The sequence below is a fragment of the Paraburkholderia bannensis genome, from assembly GCF_014200455.1.
In the GTDB taxonomy this organism is placed as follows: Bacteria; Pseudomonadota; Gammaproteobacteria; order Burkholderiales; family Burkholderiaceae; genus Paraburkholderia; species Paraburkholderia bannensis_A.
Genome location: NZ_JACHBW010000009.1, coordinates 113,312 through 132,969, shown reverse-complemented (window position 1 = coordinate 132,969; position 19,658 = coordinate 113,312). Strand labels below are relative to the sequence as shown.

General features: G+C 62.3%; 16 protein-coding genes. 3 read left to right on the top strand and 13 right to left on the bottom strand.

Annotation, left to right across the window (positions count from 1 at the left end; translation table 11 throughout):
• Nucleotides 1-39: 39 nt before the first annotated feature.
• A complete protein-coding gene (locus tag F4827_RS16610) occupies nt 40-723 on the bottom strand; it encodes a type 1 glutamine amidotransferase domain-containing protein (protein ID WP_183725054.1) in 684 nt (227 codons plus the stop codon).
• A 224-nt stretch (nt 724-947) separates the two neighbouring features.
• Complete coding sequence (locus F4827_RS16605; protein WP_183725053.1) at nt 948-1,550, bottom strand: TetR/AcrR family transcriptional regulator; 603 nt, start codon at nt 1,548-1,550, stop codon at nt 948-950.
• Between the two features lie 159 nt (nt 1,551-1,709).
• Here F4827_RS16605 and F4827_RS16600 point away from each other — a divergent pair, with 159 nt between their 5' ends.
• Complete coding sequence (locus F4827_RS16600) at nt 1,710-2,360, top strand: SGNH/GDSL hydrolase family protein (RefSeq protein ID WP_183725052.1); 651 nt, start codon at nt 1,710-1,712, stop codon at nt 2,358-2,360.
• A 98-nt stretch (nt 2,361-2,458) separates the two neighbouring features.
• Here the strand turns inward: F4827_RS16600 and cyoD are convergent, their stop codons facing one another.
• The 5 genes from cyoD to F4827_RS16575 all read right to left on the bottom strand — a co-directional run bounded on the left by cyoD (nt 2,459) and on the right by F4827_RS16575 (nt 8,253).
• Nucleotides 2,459-2,788: a cytochrome o ubiquinol oxidase subunit IV gene (cyoD, locus tag F4827_RS16595; protein WP_167058318.1), complete on the bottom strand. Its 330-nt coding sequence runs from the start codon at nt 2,786-2,788 to the stop codon at nt 2,459-2,461.
• On the bottom strand, nt 2,789-3,400 hold the full coding sequence (gene cyoC / locus F4827_RS16590; protein WP_183725051.1) for a cytochrome o ubiquinol oxidase subunit III: 612 nt from the start codon (nt 3,398-3,400) through the stop codon (nt 2,789-2,791).
• On the bottom strand, nt 3,400-5,433 hold the full coding sequence (gene cyoB / locus F4827_RS16585; RefSeq protein WP_183725050.1) for a cytochrome o ubiquinol oxidase subunit I: 2,034 nt from the start codon (nt 5,431-5,433) through the stop codon (nt 3,400-3,402). Before cyoB ends, cyoC begins: the two co-directional genes overlap by 1 nt.
• Before the next feature lie 6 nt (nt 5,434-5,439).
• Nucleotides 5,440-6,327, bottom strand: a complete 888-nt coding sequence (gene cyoA, locus F4827_RS16580; RefSeq protein ID WP_183725049.1) for a ubiquinol oxidase subunit II — start codon at nt 6,325-6,327, stop codon at nt 5,440-5,442.
• 366 nt (nt 6,328-6,693) lie between these two features.
• On the bottom strand, nt 6,694-8,253 hold the full coding sequence (locus tag F4827_RS16575; RefSeq protein WP_183725048.1) for an NADH-quinone oxidoreductase subunit M: 1,560 nt from the start codon (nt 8,251-8,253) through the stop codon (nt 6,694-6,696).
• A gap of 808 nt (nt 8,254-9,061) precedes the next feature.
• Between F4827_RS16575 and F4827_RS16570 the strand changes: the two genes are divergently transcribed.
• Both F4827_RS16570 and F4827_RS16565 read left to right on the top strand, forming a co-directional pair.
• Complete coding sequence (locus F4827_RS16570; protein WP_183725047.1) at nt 9,062-9,541, top strand: hypothetical protein; 480 nt, start codon at nt 9,062-9,064, stop codon at nt 9,539-9,541.
• Between the two features lie 128 nt (nt 9,542-9,669).
• Nucleotides 9,670-11,178: an MFS transporter gene (locus F4827_RS16565; RefSeq protein WP_183725046.1), complete on the top strand. Its 1,509-nt coding sequence runs from the start codon at nt 9,670-9,672 to the stop codon at nt 11,176-11,178.
• Nucleotides 11,179-11,287: 109 nt separating this feature from the next.
• Here the strand turns inward: F4827_RS16565 and F4827_RS16560 are convergent, their stop codons facing one another.
• The 6 genes from F4827_RS16560 to F4827_RS16535 form a co-directional block, all read right to left on the bottom strand.
• Nucleotides 11,288-12,649 (bottom strand): sugar efflux transporter, encoded by a 1,362-nt coding sequence (locus F4827_RS16560; RefSeq protein WP_183725311.1) that lies wholly within the window; start codon nt 12,647-12,649, stop codon nt 11,288-11,290.
• A 668-nt stretch (nt 12,650-13,317) separates the two neighbouring features.
• Nucleotides 13,318-15,033, bottom strand: coding sequence for an acid phosphatase (locus F4827_RS16555; protein ID WP_409258806.1), 1,716 nt, complete (start codon nt 15,031-15,033; stop codon nt 13,318-13,320).
• 178 nt (nt 15,034-15,211) lie between these two features.
• On the bottom strand, nt 15,212-16,087 hold the full coding sequence (locus F4827_RS16550) for a proteasome-type protease (protein ID WP_183725044.1): 876 nt from the start codon (nt 16,085-16,087) through the stop codon (nt 15,212-15,214).
• 127 nt (nt 16,088-16,214) lie between these two features.
• The gene (locus tag F4827_RS16545) at nt 16,215-17,024 is read right to left on the bottom strand and encodes a transglutaminase family protein (protein WP_183725043.1); all 810 of its coding nucleotides are present in this window, start codon (nt 17,022-17,024) and stop codon (nt 16,215-16,217) included.
• A gap of 52 nt (nt 17,025-17,076) precedes the next feature.
• Entirely contained in the window at nt 17,077-18,030 is a 954-nt protein-coding gene (locus tag F4827_RS16540; protein ID WP_183725042.1) for an alpha-E domain-containing protein, read from the bottom strand.
• 70 nt (nt 18,031-18,100) lie between these two features.
• A complete protein-coding gene (locus tag F4827_RS16535) occupies nt 18,101-19,507 on the bottom strand; it encodes a circularly permuted type 2 ATP-grasp protein (protein ID WP_183725041.1) in 1,407 nt (468 codons plus the stop codon).
• Nucleotides 19,508-19,658 lie beyond the last annotated feature (151 nt).

The window sequence follows — 19,658 nt, the reverse complement described above, 5'->3', positions numbered from 1 at the left end:
GCGCGCAGCGTTGCTTAAAGGAAATGGGGATAAACCGGCTTACTTCTTGTCCAGCAGTTCGAGCAGCGCTTCGGCGACCGGCTCCGACGATGCGGGGTTCTGCCCGGTGATCAGCAGGCCATCGACTGCCACGTGGGGGGCCCAATCGTCGGCCTTCGAGTAGTGGCCGCCGTTCGCCTTGAGCATGTCCTCGACGAGGAACGGCACCACATCGGTCAGCTCGACGGCGGCTTCTTCGCTGTTCGCGAAACCGGTCACCTTCTTGCCCGCCACGATCGAACGGCCATCGGCGCCCTTGACGTGACGCAGCACGCCCGGTGCGTGGCACACGGCTGCGACCGGCTTGCCTGCCGCGAACATCTTCTCGATCAGCGCGATCGACTGCGGGTCTTCGGCGAGGTCCCACAGCGGGCCGTGGCCGCCGGGATAGAACACAGCATCGAAGTCGTTTGCATCGACATCGGCGAGACGTTTCGTATGGGCAAGTTCGGCCTGTGCCGCGGAGTCAGCGTCGAAGCGCCGCGTGGCATCGGTCTGTGCCGAGGGATCGCTGCTCTTGGGATCGAGCGGCGGCTGGCCGCCCTTGGGCGACGCCAACGTCAGCTTTGCGCCTGCATCGCGCAGCGCGAAGTAAGGAGCGGCAAACTCTTCGAGCCAGAAACCCGTCTTCTTGCCCGTGTTGCCGAGTTCGTCGTGGGAAGTCAAAACGATCAGTACGTTCATCGAGTTTTCCTCGTGTCGGTGATGCCGGGCGCTCGCACGCCCATTGAAACCGGTTTTGCACGCCGCGCCGATTCGTTCGGCGCCCGCAAAATTAGACCGGTCGTCTAGTCACTTGCCGCATGATACGACTTTTCAAGAAGACGCCTGCTCAACGGCGTCCAATCGATGATGTCATGCCGATGTGGCGGGTTGGTTACGTTTGCGCTTAAGCCTGGAACTGGCCTTCAGACAGCGCGCGGCAGATTCAGAAGTTGCCGCGTCGTGGCCATTGCGGCATCGAGCGGGCGGCGGTCGCGGCGGATTTTCTCCATCAGCGTCGCCCCCAGCCACAGCTCGTAAAGCGTCGCAGCGGTACAGCTCGCATCGCTGATGCCGGTGAGCGAACCATCGGCGCGCCCTTCGTCGATACAGACCGCGATGCGCCGGATGATCTCTTCCGTGCCACGGCGCAACACTGCGCGCATCGCTTCGGAAAGGTCGCTCACTTCGGCGCCGAGCTTCACCGCGAGGCATTTGCCGTCGGGACCATCGGCGCACTGCATGACGCGCCATTCCTCGAAATAGCCCATCAGGCGCTCGACCGGCGAACCGGCCCGCTGAACGAGCTGCTCTTCGAGGCGCGCTTCATACTCGGTGAAATAGCACGTCAGCAAAGCTTCGCCGAACGCCTCTTTCGAGCCGAAATAGTGATAGAACGACCCTTTGGGGACGCCCGCGGTCGCGAGAATCTCGTTGAGACCGACGGCCGAAAAACCCTTGCCCAGAATAATGGGCATGGCGGTATCGAGGATGTGTTGTCGAACTTCGACGGCTGGCGCTGCGTTCATGGGTTGCCATCTTACAGGCGGATTAGACCAGTCGTCTAGTAATCTCCCGACTCACGAAGTGGCTTTTATCGCTCCGGCCAGGCGCACGCGTTCGTGCACCATAAAGCGCACGACAGCCGGAAATTTCGCATCGGAAACTCACCATCAGGAGAGCCATCCATGTCGTTACGCACCCTGCTTTGTTATGGCGATTCGAATACCCACGGCACCAAACCGCTGAATCTGCCCGGCGAGCTTGCGCGCTTTGGCCCGGCCGACCGCTGGCCGGGCGTGCTGGCCAGCGCATTGAGCAGCGGCTGGCAGGTCGTGGAAGAAGGACTGCCCGCGCGCACCACCGTGCACGACGATCCGATCGAGGGCCGCCACAAGAACGGCCTCGCGTATCTGCGGCCTTGCCTGGAGAGCCAGTTGCCGGTGGATGTCGTCGTGCTCATGCTCGGCACCAATGATCTCAAGACGCGCTTTTCCGTCACTCCGGCCGATATCGCCCATTCGGTCGACGTGCTGCTCGAAACGCTGCTTGCCTGCCGCGCGGGCCCTGGCGGCTCGACCCCTCATGTGCTGCTGATGTCGCCCGTGCCCATCGAGGAGATCGGCTTTCTCGGCGAAATTTTCGCGGGCGGCGCGGCGAAGTCGCGCCTGCTCGCGCCGCTCTATGAGCGCGTGGCGGTGAAATACGGTTCGGCGTTTCTCGACGCCGGCGAATTCGTCAAAGTCAGTTCGACCGACGGCATTCACTACGAAGCGGATCAACATCACAAGCTCGGCCACGCCGTGGCGCAAACCGTACGGCAGCGCTTCGGCATTTGAGACCGGAAGCGCCCCAGCCACAAAAAGAAAAACGCCGCCGGGCGCGAACCCAAGCGGCGTTTTTTTGCTTTTCAGCGAGACGTGCGTTGAATCGAGGATTAACGCGACATCATGTTCATGCTGACGTTGTGCATGACCCACAGCGTACCGATCACGACGATCAGTACCGTCATGGCCGTGAAGCCAAATGCGGTCACGTTCCAGCGTTGGCCCGACGACGTGTTCATATGCAGGAAGAACACGAGGTGAACCACGATCTGCACCACTGCCAGAGCAGCCAGGCCGAGCAGCGCGGTTTCACGCGGGAAGCCGCCATGCAGAACCAGCCAGAACGATGCTGCCGTGAGCACCACCGCCAGGACGAAACCCGCCACATAGCCGCCGAAGCTGCCGTGGCTTTCTTCTTCGTGGATAGGATGAGCACTCATTTAGATCACGCTCGCAAGGTAAACAAAGGAGAACACGCAGATCCAGACGATGTCCAGAAAGTGCCAGAAAAGGCTGAGGCACGACAGGCGGCGCACTTCGCGATCGCCCAGTTCCGGCGCCTTCAGGGTCTGCACCATGAGGACGACCATCCAGATCATGCCGAACGTCACGTGGATACCGTGGGTAGCCACCAGCGTGAAGAACGACGAGAGGAACGCGCTGCGTTGCGGACCGTTGCCTTCGGCGATCATGTTCGCGAACTCATGGAGTTCGAAATACAGGAACGTTGCGCCGAGCAGGAACGTGATCGCCAGCCAGAACAGCACTTGCCCCTTGCGCTGCTTGTGCGCGCCGATCATCGCGAAGCCGTAGGTGATGGACGACAGCAGCAGCACTGCCGTTTCCATCGCCACGCCGTTGATGTCGAACAGGTCCTTGCCGGTCGGGCCGCCTGCGAACTGGTTCTGCATCACGGCGAACACTGCGAACAGCGTGCCGAACAGAATACAGTCCGTCATCAGGTACAGCCAGAAGCCGAACACCGAGTGTGACGGCGGGTGATCGTGGTGATCGTGCTCCGCGAGTGCGGCCGCACCAGTTTTCGTCAACATCAGTTGGCCTCCAGTGCTTCTTCAACCTTGCCACCGCGTTGCTTGACAGCAAACGCCTTGGCCAGTGCGCGACTACGCGCTTCTTCGTCCGCCCGAACCTTGGCGGCCGGGATGTAATAGCCTTCGTTCTTCTGGAAGCTGTAAGCGATTGCCGTACCGACGATGCCGATAAAGCCAACGATCATGAGCCACCAGATGTGCCAGATGCCAGCAAAGCCGAGCACCAGGCTGAAGAAACCGATGAACAGACCTGCGCTCGTGTTCGAGGGCATGTGGATGTCGGTGTAGTGCGTGTTCGCGACATCGACGGTTGCGCGGCCGGTTTCCTTCAGGTGATGGAACTCATCGAGTTCCGACACGTTCGGGATGATCGCGAAGTTGTACGACGGCGGCGGCGACGACATCGACCATTCCAGCGTACGGCCACCCCACGGATCGCCCGTCACATCGCGGTTTTCCGGCAGGTTGCGGTCGCGGATCGACACATACAGCTGCATCAGCTGGTGAGCGATACCGATTGCCACGAGCACGGCGCCAACCCACGCGATGATCATCCACGGATGCCATGCCGGATTGTCGTAGTGGTTCAGACGACGCGTTGCGCCCATGAAGCCCAGCACGTACAGCGGCGTGAAGGCGACGTAGAAGCCCACGAGCCAGAACCAGAATGCACGCTTGCCCAGCTTTTCGTTGAGCTTGAAGCCAAACGCCTTCGGGAACCAGTAGTTGAAGCCAGCCAGGTAGCCGAACAGCACGCCGCCGATGATCACGTTGTGGAAGTGAGCAATCAGGAACAGCGAGTTGTGCAGCACGAAGTCCGCGCCCGGGATCGCCATCATCACGCCGGTCATGCCGCCGATGGTGAAGGTGACCATGAAGCCGAGCGTCCACAGCACCGACGAGTTGAACTCGAGGCGACCGCGGTAGATCGTGAACAGCCAGTTGAAGATCTTCACGCCAGTCGGGATCGAAATGATCATCGTGGCGATACCGAAGAACGCGTTGACGTCAGCGCCCGAACCCATCGTGAAGAAGTGGTGCAGCCAGACGACGAATGCCAGCACCATGATCGCGCAGGTCGCGTAGACCATTGCCTTGTAGCCGAACAGCGGCTTCTTGGCGTAGGTAGCCACGACTTCCGAGAAGATACCGAACGCCGGCAGGATCAGGATGTACACCTCGGGGTGACCCCAGGCCCAGATCAGGTTCAGGTACAGCATGGCGTTGCCGCCGCCGTCATTCGTGAAGAAGTGCGTACCGATGTAGCGGTCCAGACCCAGCAGCGCCAGCGTGACGGTCAGGATCGGGAACGCAGCCATGATCAGCACGTTCGTGCACAGCGCCGTCCACGTGAACACCGGCAGCTTCATCATCGTCATGCCGGGAGCGCGCATCTTGATGATGGTGACGAAGAAGTTCACGCCGGTCAGCAGCGTACCGACACCCGAAATCTGCAGCGCCCACAGGTAGTAATCCACCCCTACCCCAGGACTGTATGCCAGTTCGGAGAGCGGCGGGTAGGCAAGCCAGCCCGTCATGGCGAATTCACCGACGACCAGCGAGATCATCAGCAGGATTGCGCCAACAGCGGTCATCCAGAACGACAGCGAGTTCAGGAACGGGAACGCGACGTCGCGTGCGCCGATCTGCAGCGGCACCACGATGTTCATCAGGCCAACCATGAAAGCCATGGCCATGAAGAAAATCATGATCACGCCGTGAGCCGTGAAGATCTGGTCGTAATGGTGCGGCGGCAGATAGCCCGGCGCGTTGTACGCGAGAGCCAGCTGGGTACGCATCATGATGGCGTCGGCGAAGCCGCGCAGCAGCATGATGAGGGCGAGCACGATGTACATCACGCCCAGACGCTTGTGGTCGACGCTCGTCAGCCACTCCGTCCACAGATATTTCCACTTACCGAGGTAAGTGATCCCACCGAGCACGAATGCGCCGATGATAGCCATACCGATCATCGTGCCGAGAATAATCGGCTCGTGAAACGGAATGTCGGCTAGTGTAAGTTTTCCGAACATGCCTGGTTACCCCTTGGTCACGCACGACGGGTCACTGAAATTCGTGACGTGGCCGTTGTTGTACTTCGCGATGATGTTGTTGAAGAGCTTCGGATCCACCGTCGAGAAGTATTCAACCGGTGCCTTCTCGCTCGGCTGCGCAACCGTCGCGTATTGATCCATCGAAAGCTGCGTCTGCGACGCCTTGACCTTCTGGACCCATGCGTCGAAGTCTTGCTGGCTCGTGGCGAGGGTACGGAACTTCATGTCCGAGAAGCCCTTGCCGCTGAAGTTCGCCGACAGGCCGGCGTAGTCGCCAGCGTGATCGGCGATCAGGTGCAGACGGGTCTGCATGCCTGCCATCGCGTACACCTGGGTGCCAAGCTGCGGGATGAAGAACGAGTTCATCACCGAGTCCGACGTAATGCTGAAGTTTACCGGCGTGCCCACAGGAACGGCCAGCTGGTTCACCGTGGCGATGCCCAGATCCGGGTAGATGAACAGCCACTTCCAGTCGAGTGCGACCACTTCGACGTTGATCGGCTTGACGTTCGATTCAAGCGGCTTGTACGGATCGAGTTCGTGCGTGGTTTTCCACGTGAGTACCGCGAGGAACAGGATGATCAGCGTCGGGACGGTCCAGACGACGACTTCGATAGCCGTCGAGTGCGACCATTTCGGCGCGTAGGTGGCGCTGCGGTTCGATTCGCGATAGCGGTACGCGAACCACAGCGTCAGGATGATCACGGGGATCACCACGATCAGCATGGCCCAGGTGGAGGTCGCGATCAGCGACTTTTCCGCCACGCCCACGCTACCTTTGGGGTCGAGGACTTCCAAGTTGCAACCGGAAAGACACATGGCCAATCCGGCGCTGACGGGAAGCAATAACCTTTGCAAGGTTGTTCTTTTCATCACGTTTGCCTGAATTTCATTCATTGAATAGTTCCGGGCACATCCCCTGACATCCGGCAAAGGAAGCGCGCCCGAATCATACAGCCGCTTTGATCCAAGACAATCAATGAATGCTGAAAATGATCTTTGTCAAAACAAAAGTGAGACACTATGTCGCATGCGTTCGCGAGGTCTGTCGCGCCTCATCAACACACGCACGTCATGCCCCACTTAAGCCTGGACGCCAATCCGCCGCGGCTTTTCTTCCGAATCTCAAAATTCGAAAACTGTTTAACGCGCTGCGCGCCGTACCGCCTCTGTGGGCGGGACAGCGCGCAGCGCGTCGTCATTCTCTGCAGAGTTTTCTGCGGTACTAACCTGCCCTGCTTACGTCGGCGAGTGCGGCGCGCGGGTCTCCGTGGCGGAGCGTGCGGCGTCGGTACGCACTGCATCGGCGTTGGCCGTATCCTCGGCGGGCTGCTTGCTGCGGCCTGCCTGGGTCACGAGGTTGGCGGCCGACAGCTCGATGGCGTCGGTCATGGGCTTCGGATAGATGCCCACTGCCAGAACCAGCGCGGCGAGCGAGCCCAGAATCAGCGTTTCACGGCGGCCGATGTCGGCCAGCTTGGCGACGCTCTTGTTCGCCACCGCGCCAAAAATCACGCGCTTGTACATCCACAGTGTGTACGCAGCGCTCAGGACGACGGTCGTGGTCGCAATCGCGCCGACCCAGAAGTTCACGCGGATCGCGCCCATGATGACCATGAACTCACCCACGAAGCCCGAGGTGCCCGGCAGACCGACGTTGGCCATGCAGAACAGCATCATGAAAACGGCGTAGCGCGGCATCACGTTGACAACGCCGCCATAAGCCGAGATCGTGCGCGTTTTGGTGCGGTCGAACAGCATGCCGATCGAGAGCAGCATCGCGCCCGAGACGAAGCCGTACGAGATCATCTGGACGATCGCGCCTTCGGTTCCAATCTGGTTGAAGAGGAACAGGCCGAGCGTGACGAGACCCATGTGGGCGATCGTCGAGTACGCGAGCAGCTTGGTCATGTCGGTCTGCGCGAGCGCGAGCAGGCTCGAATACACCACGGCGACCAGCGACAGCGTGATGATGGCCGGTGCGAAAAAGTGCGCGGCGTCCGGCGTGATCGGCAGCGTGAAGCGCAGGAAGCCGTAACCACCCAGCTTGAGCATCGCCAGGATCACGGTCGCACCGGTGGGCGCTTCGAGGTGGACGTCGGGCAGCCAGGTGTGGAACGGCCACATCGGCACCTTGACCGCGAAGGCCGCGAAGAAGCCGATGAAGACCAGCAGCTGCGGCACGAGGCCGATTGCCTGGTTATGCCATGCGGCCATGTCGAAGGTATGCGACTGGCTGTAGAGGTACAGCATCGACACCAGCATCAGCAGCGAGCCGGCGAGCGAGAAGAAGAAGAACTTGACCGCGGCGTAGCTGCGACGGGCATGGCCCCACGTGCCGATCAGCAGGTACAGCGGAATCAGGGTCGCTTCGAAGAACACGAAGAACAGCATGCCGTCGGTCGCGGCGAAGGTGCCGACCATCAGGCCCGAGAGGATCAGGAACGCGCCGTGGTACTGGGCCACGCGCACGGTGATCGACTCCCACGAGGCAATCACGATCACCAGCGTCGTGAATGCGGTCAGCACGACCAGCCACAGCGAAATGCCATCAATCCCGAGTCGCCACGCCACGCCGAAGTCGGGCAGCCAGTTACGGAATTCGACGAACTGCATGGCGGCAACATGGTTGTCGAAACCGGTAATGAGCGGAATGGTCACCAGCAGACCGACGATGGAGCCGATCAGCGACAACCAGCGCGTGCGCTGCGGATGGCGATCCGACCCGAGGCGCAGCACAGCCACGCCGAACAGGATGGGAATCCAGATCGCCAGACTCAGGAATGGAACGGATTGCATTTCAACAGGACCTTAAAAATGCGGGGCACATAATTCGTCTGCGCACGGGCTGGCGCGCAAGCAAAATGAAAGGTAACGCGGGGTGAAAATCGGACCAGGCTGGCTGCAATGGTTCCGTCAGCTGAGAGGCGAAATGCAACACACGTTCAAGGGTTAACGAGGGTAAACGGAATACTGAACTTTTGCAGCGCAACAACACAACCCAAATCAGGCACTGATACAAGTCATTGTTTTTGTGCAACTTTATGCTAGTACAAAAAACGGGAAACACCGCCTAAGCGCGTTCCTCCGCTCTCAAAAGAGCCCCCGACGACCTCTTGAACGCCTGTGCTTGCGACACGCCGTCACACCGCGCGGCCCGAATAATACCTTACTTGTTCTTTTGCCCTCAATGACTTATGCATAGGGGCGCAATCGCGCAGACCGCGCCAGGCTTGCGGGGCACGGCTTTGCGCGGTGCAAAAAAAAAGCCCCGGCCGTCTTCGGGCCGGGGCCAACTCTCACGATGCGCCAGCGACGCTGGAACACGCATGGGCGGCACTGTAGCGGCTGGTGGCCCGCCAATTAAGCGGCCTGCCTGGAAGAGTCCTTTCTCACGTCAAGGTGATTGATTCCGATCCTTAACGCAGCGCTGTTGCGGCGCCGCATGCGCGTTTCTAGTCAGCGGGCATCGCCTTTATACAAATGAGAATCATTTGCATTTGAGCTTGTTTTGGGGCATCATGTTTCCCATGCCGGCGAGGCCGGTCTAATTGATCTACTGATCCGCGCACCCCGCTGCGCGTTTGCCCAATTCGCCGGAGGCCCCATGAACTACACCGCCCCTTTCGCGAGAAACGACACGCTGATCGATGACACCTTCGTCCAGCATCCCGATAGCGCCGAACAAACCGTGCTGCGCGCCGTGCGCACCTGGCTGCGCCCGCATTGCGACGCCTATGGCAAGGCCGAGAGCTGGCGCGGCGTGCTGGCCGACGCTGGGCTTGGCGCCGAAGGCATCGCCCACTTCGACCTGCTGATGGGCACGCTATGCCGCGCCTCATGCCGACCGCTCGACACGCGCTGCCGCTGCGCCTCGGAGCTGGCGAAGGACGAAGGCTCGCTGCTGCAGGTGATCGCGCTGCTGCAATCGACCCGCAGCGAAGCCGCCGTGCGCCTGCTCAACGACTGGCTGCCGATGCAGAGCGTGAGCGGCATGCTCAAAACGTCACGCTGGTTCGCCATCTGCCTGCTCGACGCCGGCGTGCAACTGAGCGACCGCACGCGCCGCGTGACCTACATGCACTGAATGCACTACAAATGGGCAGGCATGCGCACCGCATACGCAGCGCATAAGCTCATTACGAAAGACGATTTGGGCGTCCAGCGGGCCGCCGGTAGCATTCGAGGCTTTCCAGCCGCCGCCCGCCTGCCCGCATGTCCTCCGCTTCCTCCGCCTCCTCCCCCGGTTCTGCCTTGGCTTGCCCTTCTTCCAACGGCCGCGCACTGATCCGCAGCGCCGCCGATGTCTCTCGGCTCGTCAATGCGGGCGGCGCGCCCGGCAGCAACGCGCGCATCGTCGTCGCGATCGCGCTGGGCGGCGTATTTCTCGATGCCTACGATCTGGGCGCGCTGGCCTTCGGCCTCAAGGACGTGGCGCGCGAATTTTCGCTGTCGCCAGCGGGGACCGGCTTCGTGGCCTCGGCGATCACCTTCGGCGCGATTGTCGGCGCGTTTCTGGGCGGCTTCCTGACCGACCGCATCGGCCGCTACCGCGTCTTCATGGCGGATATGTTCTTCTTCGTGGTCGCCGCGCTGGCCTGCGCGCTCGCACCCAACGCCTGGGTGCTGGGCGGCGCGCGCTTCGTGATGGGGTTGGGCGTGGGCATCGACCTGCCCGTCGCGATGGCCTTTCTCGCCGAGTTCTCGCGCCTCTCGGGCCGCGGCAACAAGGCCGCGCGCGTGGCGATGTGGTGCCCCGTCTGGTACGCGGCCATCAGTGTCTCGTATCTGCTGGTGCTGGCGTTCTATGCCACGCTGCCGGCCTCGCATTCGCATCTGCTCTGGCGCCTGACGCTCGGCTTCGGCGCGGTGCCCGCGCTCGTCATCATCGCGATCCGCAGCCGCTACATCAGCGAGTCGCCGGTCTGGGCGGCCAATCAAGGCGATCTCGCGGGCGCTGCGCGCATCCTGCAACGCTCCTATGGCATCGACGCCGAGGTCGCGCCCGAAGCAATCCAGGCAGCTGCCAAACCCGCGCGCGTGGCTTCGTGGAAGAACTATGGCGCGCTGCTGCGCGGCGTCTATGCGCGGCGCACGGTGCTCGCGACGGTGATCGGCGTGGCTTCGTCGTTCGCCTATAACGCCGTGGCGTTCGGCTTGCCGGTGATCATTTCGAGCTTCCTCGCGCAGTCGATGCTGACCACCATCCTCGCCTCGCTCGCGCTGAACCTGGGCTTCGCGTTCGTGGGCGGACTGATCGCCGTGCGCACGGTGCCGCGCTTCGGCGCGTGGAATATGACGGTGTGCGGCTATGTGATCCAGTTCGGCGCGCTCGTCGGCCTCGCCATCGTCGGCAAACCGGCGACGACGCCCGAAGTCGTCAGCGCGATCGCGCTGCTCGCGGCTTTCCTGTTCGGTCAGGGGATCGGGCCGGGTTCGCACAGCATGACGTTCGCCTCGCTGGGCTACCCCACTTCGCTGCGCGGCGTGGGGGTGGGCCTGAACCAGACGCTGATGCGCGCAAGCTCGACGGTGTCGCTGTTCCTTTTCCCCGTGCTGGCCGCCGCGCTCAACACGCGCGTGTTCTGGATCATCGCCATTGCGCCGCTCGCGGGGCTGGTGGCGCTGCTATCGGTGCGCTGGGAACCGTCGGGCTACGATGTGGACGCCGAAGATTTCGCCGATACGCAAAACGCAGACGTTCGCGTAACCGAAGCGGTCTGATCGGAAATTCCGATTCCTGAAGGAAACGTGAGGCGGAGCGTATTTCGCACCGCCTTTCTTCTACCTCGATTGATTCGAATTCCTTATTGAATCGCCAGGCTTCGCGTCGCTATCGGGAGCGCGACGCAAAACGCTCACGCACGAATTCGCGCGCCGCGCGCGCCATCTTCGGATACTGCTCGCCAGGCACGGCGAACAAGACGAGCGCGCACAAGGCGAGCACGCCGCAAAACAGAAACGTGCCGCGATAACCGAACGCTTGCACCAGCATCCCCGACAGCACGCCGGACAGAATCGAGCCCAGTCGCGAGGCATTGAAGAACAGCGCCGTCGCCCGTCCCGGCGAATCGGGCATCAGATCCTGCACGAAGGTCATGCCAAGGCAGGACGTCACCGCCACCACGAAGGCGTTGAGAATCTGCATCGGGATCAGTGAATGGACGCCGGGCGCCGCCGCCATCGACGCAAAATAGACCGCATGCACCACCGCGCAAGCCGCAAGCCAATGCGGCTTGTTCAGGCGCGAGGCCTTTGCGCCCAGCGCGAGCATCATCGGAATCTCCATGAGCGCACCCAGCCCCAGCATGATCGACACATCGAGCCGCGAGCCCTGCAACCCGTGGACGATGTAGAGCGGCAGCACGATCATGGTCGCGTTGGCGGCAAGACCGATCAGTGTGAGCGCAACGATCGCGCGCATGATGTCCTTCTGCGAGACATCGGGCGCGGCGGCGCGGATACGCTGCTTCACGGCGGGCTGCACCTCGGCCTGCGTGAGCGGCTGGCCCTCGTAGGGCGCGATCGCATCTTCCGCGCGCTCCTGCGCCACCTCCTGGGCCGTGGGCCGCGCCATAAGATGCTGCGTGGCGTGCTCGTCCTGGCGCGGTTCGCGCATGCGCCACACGATCGTGCCGCACGCCGCGAAGCTGGCCGCGGCAAACAGGAACAGCCCGTAAAAGCCGGTGGCCGCGAGCACCAGCGCGCCCACCGCAGGACCGAAGACCCAGGCGGCGGAAAGAATCGTGCGCAATGTCGCGCTGGCGAAGGTACGCTCGGCATCGTCGGCGGCCGGCAAGGCTGCGCGGCTGAACGAGAACACCAGCGACAGCGCGCAGCCGCCCGCGCCGATAAACGCGATGCCCACTGCCAGCAACAGACGGTAGTCGCGCACCACGCACAGGCACAGATAACCCAGCGTCGCCGCGCAGAGCGAGACCAGCAACAGCAGCCGGTGCTTGCCCGTGCGGTCGCTCCAGCGCCCCGCCGCCGTACTGGCGATCACACCGCTCGCGGCGATGGCGGTCATGAACACGCCCAGTTTGAATGGCGTCATGCCCGCGCGCTCGACGCCGAACAGCGAGAGATAGGGTGCGGTGAAGGACATCGCCACGCCCAGCATCAAGGTGGCGCCGGCTAGCGGCAGAAAACCGGGAATATGCAGGAGACCGACAAAGCGCGAGTTCTTGAGCACGGCGCGATGGAGAGTGGCGGGGAGAATGAGACGCGACGCGCGGAGCGAAGCGTACGCGATGCGTGCTGCGAACTGTTCAGACTGCCAGGATACGCCTGTGATGCCATCCATCACGCCCACCGGGCAGCCCGCTGCGAACCCGATTATCGGACTGAAACTGCGCAAGGCGCAAGACGGGTGTTATCGATATCAGCATCTGGGTCTGGCGCCCCGCGACTATCCACAGATTTTGTTAGCAGGCCTGTGCGTAACCCTGGGATGAGTGTTCCAAGTGCCTGATGCATATCGGATTGTCTGCCGCGTTGCCGATTGCAGCAGTTCTGACCCGGATCCGTGCAATGGTGCTGTGATTGTCCACAGTTTTTGTTCACAGCCTTGGGGACAAGTGCTGGACATCGCAAGCAAGCCCATGATTCATAAAGACAAACTCTCACGCACCAGCAAAAATGCACAAACAGCGCGCAGAAAAGTTGTCCACAGCTTCTTGGGATAAACCTGTTGATAACCTCCTGAAGAGCGCGCCAACTCATTGATCGGACGGACAGTTAGTCGATTTAGTCACGGATTCAGCAGATGGTTTCCGATGGGCAACTTTTGCTCGCCATCTGCTCCGGTCGCCCACCTCGGCTCCTGTCGTCCTTTTCTGCCGTCCTCTTCTGCCGCCTTCTTCACGCCAGATCGAGCGCCGCCGTGAGGTCGCCCGGCGGCGTCTGCCCGCGCGCCGCAAAAGCCTTGTCGCGCGACGCTACGCCGTCGAGCGGCGCGAGTCCGTGGACCCGGCTGATGAAGCGCAGGATCGAGTTGGTGTCGTAGAAGGTGTGGTCCACATACCCCTTCTTTGCGAACGGCGCGATCACCAGCGCCGGAACGCGCGAGCCCGGCCCCCAGCGGTCGCCCGTGGGCGGCGCGACCGGGTCCCACCAGCCGCCATTCTCGTCGTGCGTCATCACGACCACGGTGTTGGCCCAGTGCGGGCTGCGCTGCAGATGCTCGATCACAGCGGCAACATGGCGGTCGCCGGACTCCACATCGGCATAGCCCGCATGCATGTTCAGGTTGCCTTGTGGCTTGTAGAAGGTGACGGCCGGCAGGCGTCCCGCATCGATATCGGCGAGCAGGCGGTTGGTGGCCGGATCGTCGCCCACGCCTGCGTCGCGCAGATGCCGCGCGCGCTCCGTGGTTCCCGGCGCGAAGTTGGCGAAGTAGTTGAAGGGCTGATGGTGGTACTGGAAATCGGGCACCGAGCCCGTGTCGCGGTGGTCGAGCGCGAACTGCCACGCGCCGCTATACCAGGCCCATTCCACGCCCCTGGCCGAGAGCCGGTCGCCGATGGTGGCAAAAGTTTGCGGCGGCATCACGCGCGGATCGGAAGGATCGGCCCAGGCCGGATTGCCATCCTCGGCGGGCCGCACGCTGCTGGGCTGGTACGGCGGGGCCATCGTGTTGACCGCGTAGCCGTCGGGTGTGAAGGCGCCGTCGTTGACGAATTTCGGCGGGCCGCCCAGCGCCGATGCCGGGTTGCTGGCCGCAAGCTTGAGCCGCGTGCCGAGCGGATCGTCGCCGTCGAGCACGGAGACCAGATGCTTCGCGGGACTCGACTGGACGTTGGGGTAATACGGCGGCTGCCCGGCAATCAGATAGATATGGTTGAGCCATGAGCCGCCGAAGGCCGCCATGAAGAAATTGTCGCAAAGCGTGTACTGCTGGGCGAGTTGCCAGAGCCTCAAGCTCTCGGCGGAGTTCTCGTAATAGCCCATCACGAGGGCGCCCGAATCGCCCCACGCAGCGAACTGGTCGTTGCGCCCGCCGTTGATCTGCATCTGGTTCTGATAGAACCGGTGCACCAGATCGCGCGTAATGATTCCGTTCGGCAACGGTTGGCCTTGCGCGTCGACGATGCGAAACGGCTGATTCGCCAGCCCCGCGATCGCCTGCTCGCCGATCATGTAGCGCTTGCCGTCCAGTTCCTGCGCCTGCGGAACCAGGCCGCCCCAGATCTTTGGCAACTGCGTGAGCGGCGTCTTGCCGTCGCGGTCGAGTTGCGCGTAGCGCGACGCGCTCACGCCAGCAAGCGGCGTCTGCACGCCGGGAAAATTGCCATAGAGATTGTTGAAGCTGCGATTCTCGGCGTAGATCACCACGATGTGGCGCACCTGGTCGCGCAGCGCGGCATCGACGCGCGCATCGCCGGCGCTGCGCGGACCGAGACCCGCATTCGTCTCCGGGGACTGGCAACCGCTCAGCGCGAGGCCCACGCCCACCGCGGCGAGGCCGCCCAGCACGCGCCGGCGCGCGGGATCGTGGGGGGCGCCGCTTGCATCGCCTGGATCGCTTTTCTGATGCTCGTTCTGATCCGCAGCCTTGGGGTCATCATGCTTCATCAGCCTGCCTCCTCGTTCCGGTCAAAGGGCGCGCTGCGCACGCCGACATGATTACATCCTGGAGGAGGATACCGCGCGAAGCAGCCCGCGCGCAGGCCCGGCGCATGACAGATCCGTGACACGTGCGAGCGAAACCGCACGGCACACTGCCGCGCGGTTCAGGCAGGTCGAAAGAGAAAAATCAGCTGTTGCGCGGCGGCATCGCCGGCTGAGGCCCTTGCGCGAGCGTCTGTGCGGGGCGCGCGGCGACGCTGTCCGCCCGCTGCCCTTCGAGAGGCGGCCGCAGCACGGCCGGCAACTCCACGCGCTCGTGGCGCGGCACGTCACCTTCGTCGGTCCAGAGCGGATCGGGAATCTCGCCAAACACCTGACGCAGGCGTTCGCCCCAGGTCGAATGCAGCATCTGGAAATAGGCGTTCGAATGATCGAGCGACGCATAGCGCGTCACCCGCAGCGAATCGCGTTCGTAGACCAGCAAATCGAGCGGCAGCCCCACGGAAAGGTTCGAACGCAGCGTGGAATCCATCGAGATCAGTGCGCATTTGGCGGCCTCGCCAAGCGGCGTGCGCGGCGTGAGCACGCGGTCGATGATCGGCTTGCCGTACTTCGATTCGCCGATCTGGAAGTACGGATTGACGCTCGATGTTTCGATGAAATTGCCCGCGGCGTAGATCTGGAACACGCGCATGGCCTGGTCCCGAATCTGGCCGCCAAGAATAAAGCTGCAATTGAAATCGATGTTGAACTCCTTGAGCGCTTGCGCATCGCGCCGATGCACTTCGCGCACGGCCTCGCCCACAATGCGCGCGGCTTCCACCATGCCCGGCGCACTCCACAGCGAGGGTTGCGCGCTGTCGCGCTGCTCGGTCAGCACTTGCAGCGTCGCCTGTGTGATCGCCAGATTGCCAGCCACCAGCAGCACCAGCACGCGCTCGCCGGGCTCTTCGAACACCGCCATCTTGCGCGACGTGCTGATGTGATCGACCCCAGCATTGGTACGCGTATCCGACAGGAAAACCAGCCCCTCTTCCACCGCTAACGCTACACAGTACGTCATAGTTGTCCTTCGAATCGGCTCGTGCGTGACTTGCACGTAGCCGCGATTTTCGCATGCTCGCCGGTGCGGTGTTGCTGATTGGAAACCCGCGCCGTTCGGCGGAGTTTCCTTTCGTATAAAGAGAAAACTATTGCTGCTGTTGCTGCGTGTCGCTCGCGCTAACCCGCACGCTGACGTCGAGCGTTTCTCCAAGGCCGCCGATACGTCGCCCGCGCACCGGCGCAGCCGCTTCATAGTCGCGCCCTACTGCGATCCGGCAGTACTTTTCGCTTGCGAAACACGCGTGCGTGACGTCCAACGTCACCCACCCGTTGTCGAGCCAGACATCCACCCAGGCGTGGCTCGCCATTTCAGGCACATCGCCGGGCGCGAAATAGCCGCTCACGTAACGCGCGGGTACGCCGCGCGCACGACATACCGCCAGCATCACATGCGCGTGATCCTGACACACGCCACGGCCGAGCGAAAACGCATCGGCTGCAGTATGGGTGACATCGGTCACGCCGGATTCATAGCGCACCTGCTCCGTGATGCGCGATGCCGCCTCCAGAAGCGAAGCCGCGTCGTCCAACGGCCCGAGGCTTTGCGCAAATTCGGTGAGTGCCGCATCGGCCTCCGTGAGTCGCGTGGGCGAGGTGAAGTGCCAGGTGGGAATCGGCCCCTCGCCTTCGGTCAAACGGCCCTGCGCGAGCGGCACGGTTTCCACTTCGCCGCGCACGCGCAGCCGTATTTCACGGTGCGGACGCGAAAGCACCAGCGTCATGAGCGTGTTGCCATAGGCATCGCGACTCGCGTCGAGTTTTCCCGGCGCATCCACATGCCATTGCGTGACGATCTGCGAAGACGTGGTGAGCGGCGCGAGCCGCAATTGCTGGATCGAATAGTGCACCGGCGCGTCGTAGCGATAAACGGTGTCGTGACGAATCGCGAGCTGCATGGCGAATATCCTTCAACGAATCGATCTGGAATGCGAACGACCAGGCATCGTACTAGCCCACCGGCAGCATCAGATACGTGCGCGCCACCTGGTTGCCCAGTTCATAGACGCGCGCGAGAAACTGGGTGAGGAACGTATGCACGCCCACGGAGAAAATCTGCCGCAAATCCGCGTACAGGAGTTCTGCGCGCAGCTTGCCCGCAGTGCGCTCGACTTCGCGTGACGCATCGGTGCGCAGCATCGCCAGATTCACGCACACCCCTTCCATCGAAGCGAGCAGCGAACGCGGCATCTGCTGGTTCAGAATCAGCAACTCCACCACACGCGCAGGTGTCACCACATCGCGATACACCTTGCGATAAATCTCCAGCGCAGACACTGAACTCAGAATCGAGGTCCAGTAATAAAAGTCTTCCAGCTGGCGCGCTGCTGAGCGCGAATCGGCCTGATCCACCTCGACGAAACGCACGTCCAGAATGCGCGCGGTATTGTCGGCGCGCTCAAGGAAGGTCCCGAGTTGCGTGAAGAACAGCGCATCGTCCTGCAACGCCGTGCCCACCCGCACGCCGCGCGACAGATGCGAACGGAACTTCACCCACTCGAACAGCGACTCAGGATGCGTGGCCAGGGTGTCGCCGCGCAGCAGTTCGGAGAATTGCAGCCAGGTGTCGTTGACAGTCTCCCACCACTCGGTAGTGAGCGTGCCGCGCACCGCGCGCGCGTTTTCACGCGCCGCCTGCAAACACGAGTAGATGCTCGATGGATTCGTTGGGTCTGCAACGAGAAACTGCAGCACGTTATTGCGCGTCGTCTTTTCGTGGCGCTCGTCGAAAGCCGTATCCAGCTCGGAAATACGCAGCACCGCTCGATGGGTGCGCGCTTCGTCATCGGCGTTGCCGGGCAAGAGCAGCGCCGTCAGGTTGATGTCGAGCATGCGCGCGGTGTTCTCCGCACGCTCCATATAACGGGCCATCCAGAACAGGTGATCGGCGGTACGGCTCAGCATGCTCGCTCCTCTTTCAATACGCGTTGTGCAGTGTTTTTCGTCGGATCTTTTGCATAATCCATGGGCGCGCTCATTCGAGCACCCAGGTGTCTTTGGTGCCACCGCCCTGCGACGAATTCACGACCAGCGAGCCCTCCTTGAGCGCTACGCGCGTGAGGCCGCCCGCTACCATCTGCACCGTCTTGCCCGACAGCACGAATGGACGCAAATCAATGTGGCGTGGCGCGATGCCCGCCTCGACAAAGGTCGGGCATGCGGAAAGCGATAGCGTAGGCTGCGCGATATAGTTGCCGGGCCGCGCGATCAGCCGGGCGCGAAACGCCTCGATTTCCTCGTGCGTCGAAGCCGGGCCAACCAGCATGCCGTAGCCGCCCGCGCCATGCACTTCCTTCACGACGAGTTCGGGCAGATGGTCGAGCGCATAGGCCAGATCGTCGGGGCGGCGGCACTGCCAGGTGGGTACGTTGTTGAGTATCGGCTTCTCGCCCAGATAGAACTCGATCATGTCCGGCACGTAGGGATAGATCGATTTATCGTCGGCCACGCCGGTGCCCATTGCGTTCGCGAGCACCACGCGCCCCGCGCGATAGGCGGTGAGCAGACCCGGCACGCCAAGCGCGGAATCGGCCCGGAACGCCAGCGGATCGAGAAAGTCGTCATCGACGCGGCGATAGATCACGTCCACGCGGCGCGGCCCTTTGGTCGTGCGCATGAATACGTAGTTGTCCTCCACGAACAGGTCGCTGCCTTCAACCAGTTCCACACCCATCTGCTGCGCAAGAAAGGTGTGCTCGAAATACGCGGAGTTGTACATGCCAGGCGTGAGCAGCACGACAACCGGATCGTCGACGCCATCGGGCGCGCACGAGCGCAACGTTTCGAGCAGCAGATCGGGATAGTGCGCGACCGGCGCGACCTTGTGCTGAACGAACAGGTCGGGAAAGAGCCGCATCATCATCTTGCGGTTTTCGAGCATGTACGAAACGCCCGAGGGCACGCGCAGATTGTCTTCCAGCACGTAGAAGCCGCCATCGCGGCCGTCACGCACGATGTCGATGCCGGCGATATGCGCGTAGATGCCCAACGGCAGATCGATCCCTTGCATCTCGGGCCGATACTGCGCATTGGTATAGACCTGCTCGGCGGGAATCACGCCGGCACGTACGATATTGCGTTCGTGATAAACGTCGTGCAGAAACAGATTGAGCGCCTGCACGCGCTGACGCAGTCCGCGTTCGAGCGCGGCCCATTCGTCAGAGGGAATAATGCGGGGAATGAGATCGAACGGAATCAGCCGTTCGGTGCCCGAGAGATCGCCGTTGACCGCGAACGTGATGCCGACGCGGCGGAACAGCAGATCCGCCTCCGCGCGTTTGCGCGCCATCGTCTCGCTGGTCTGCCGCTCCAGCCAGTGCTGAAAGCGTTCATAATGCGGGCGCACCGCGCCCTCGTCGCGCATTTCGTCATGGACTTGCATCGCTCGTTCTCGCGCGTGGATGCAGCGGCACGACCTGAACCATGACATCGCGTCATGAGCCGCGCACTGCGATACGCTACAAAAAGCAAGGCGTATGCCATCACCGGAATGCGATTGCCCATGCCTGTTTCAAGCGCTTGTCATAACATTC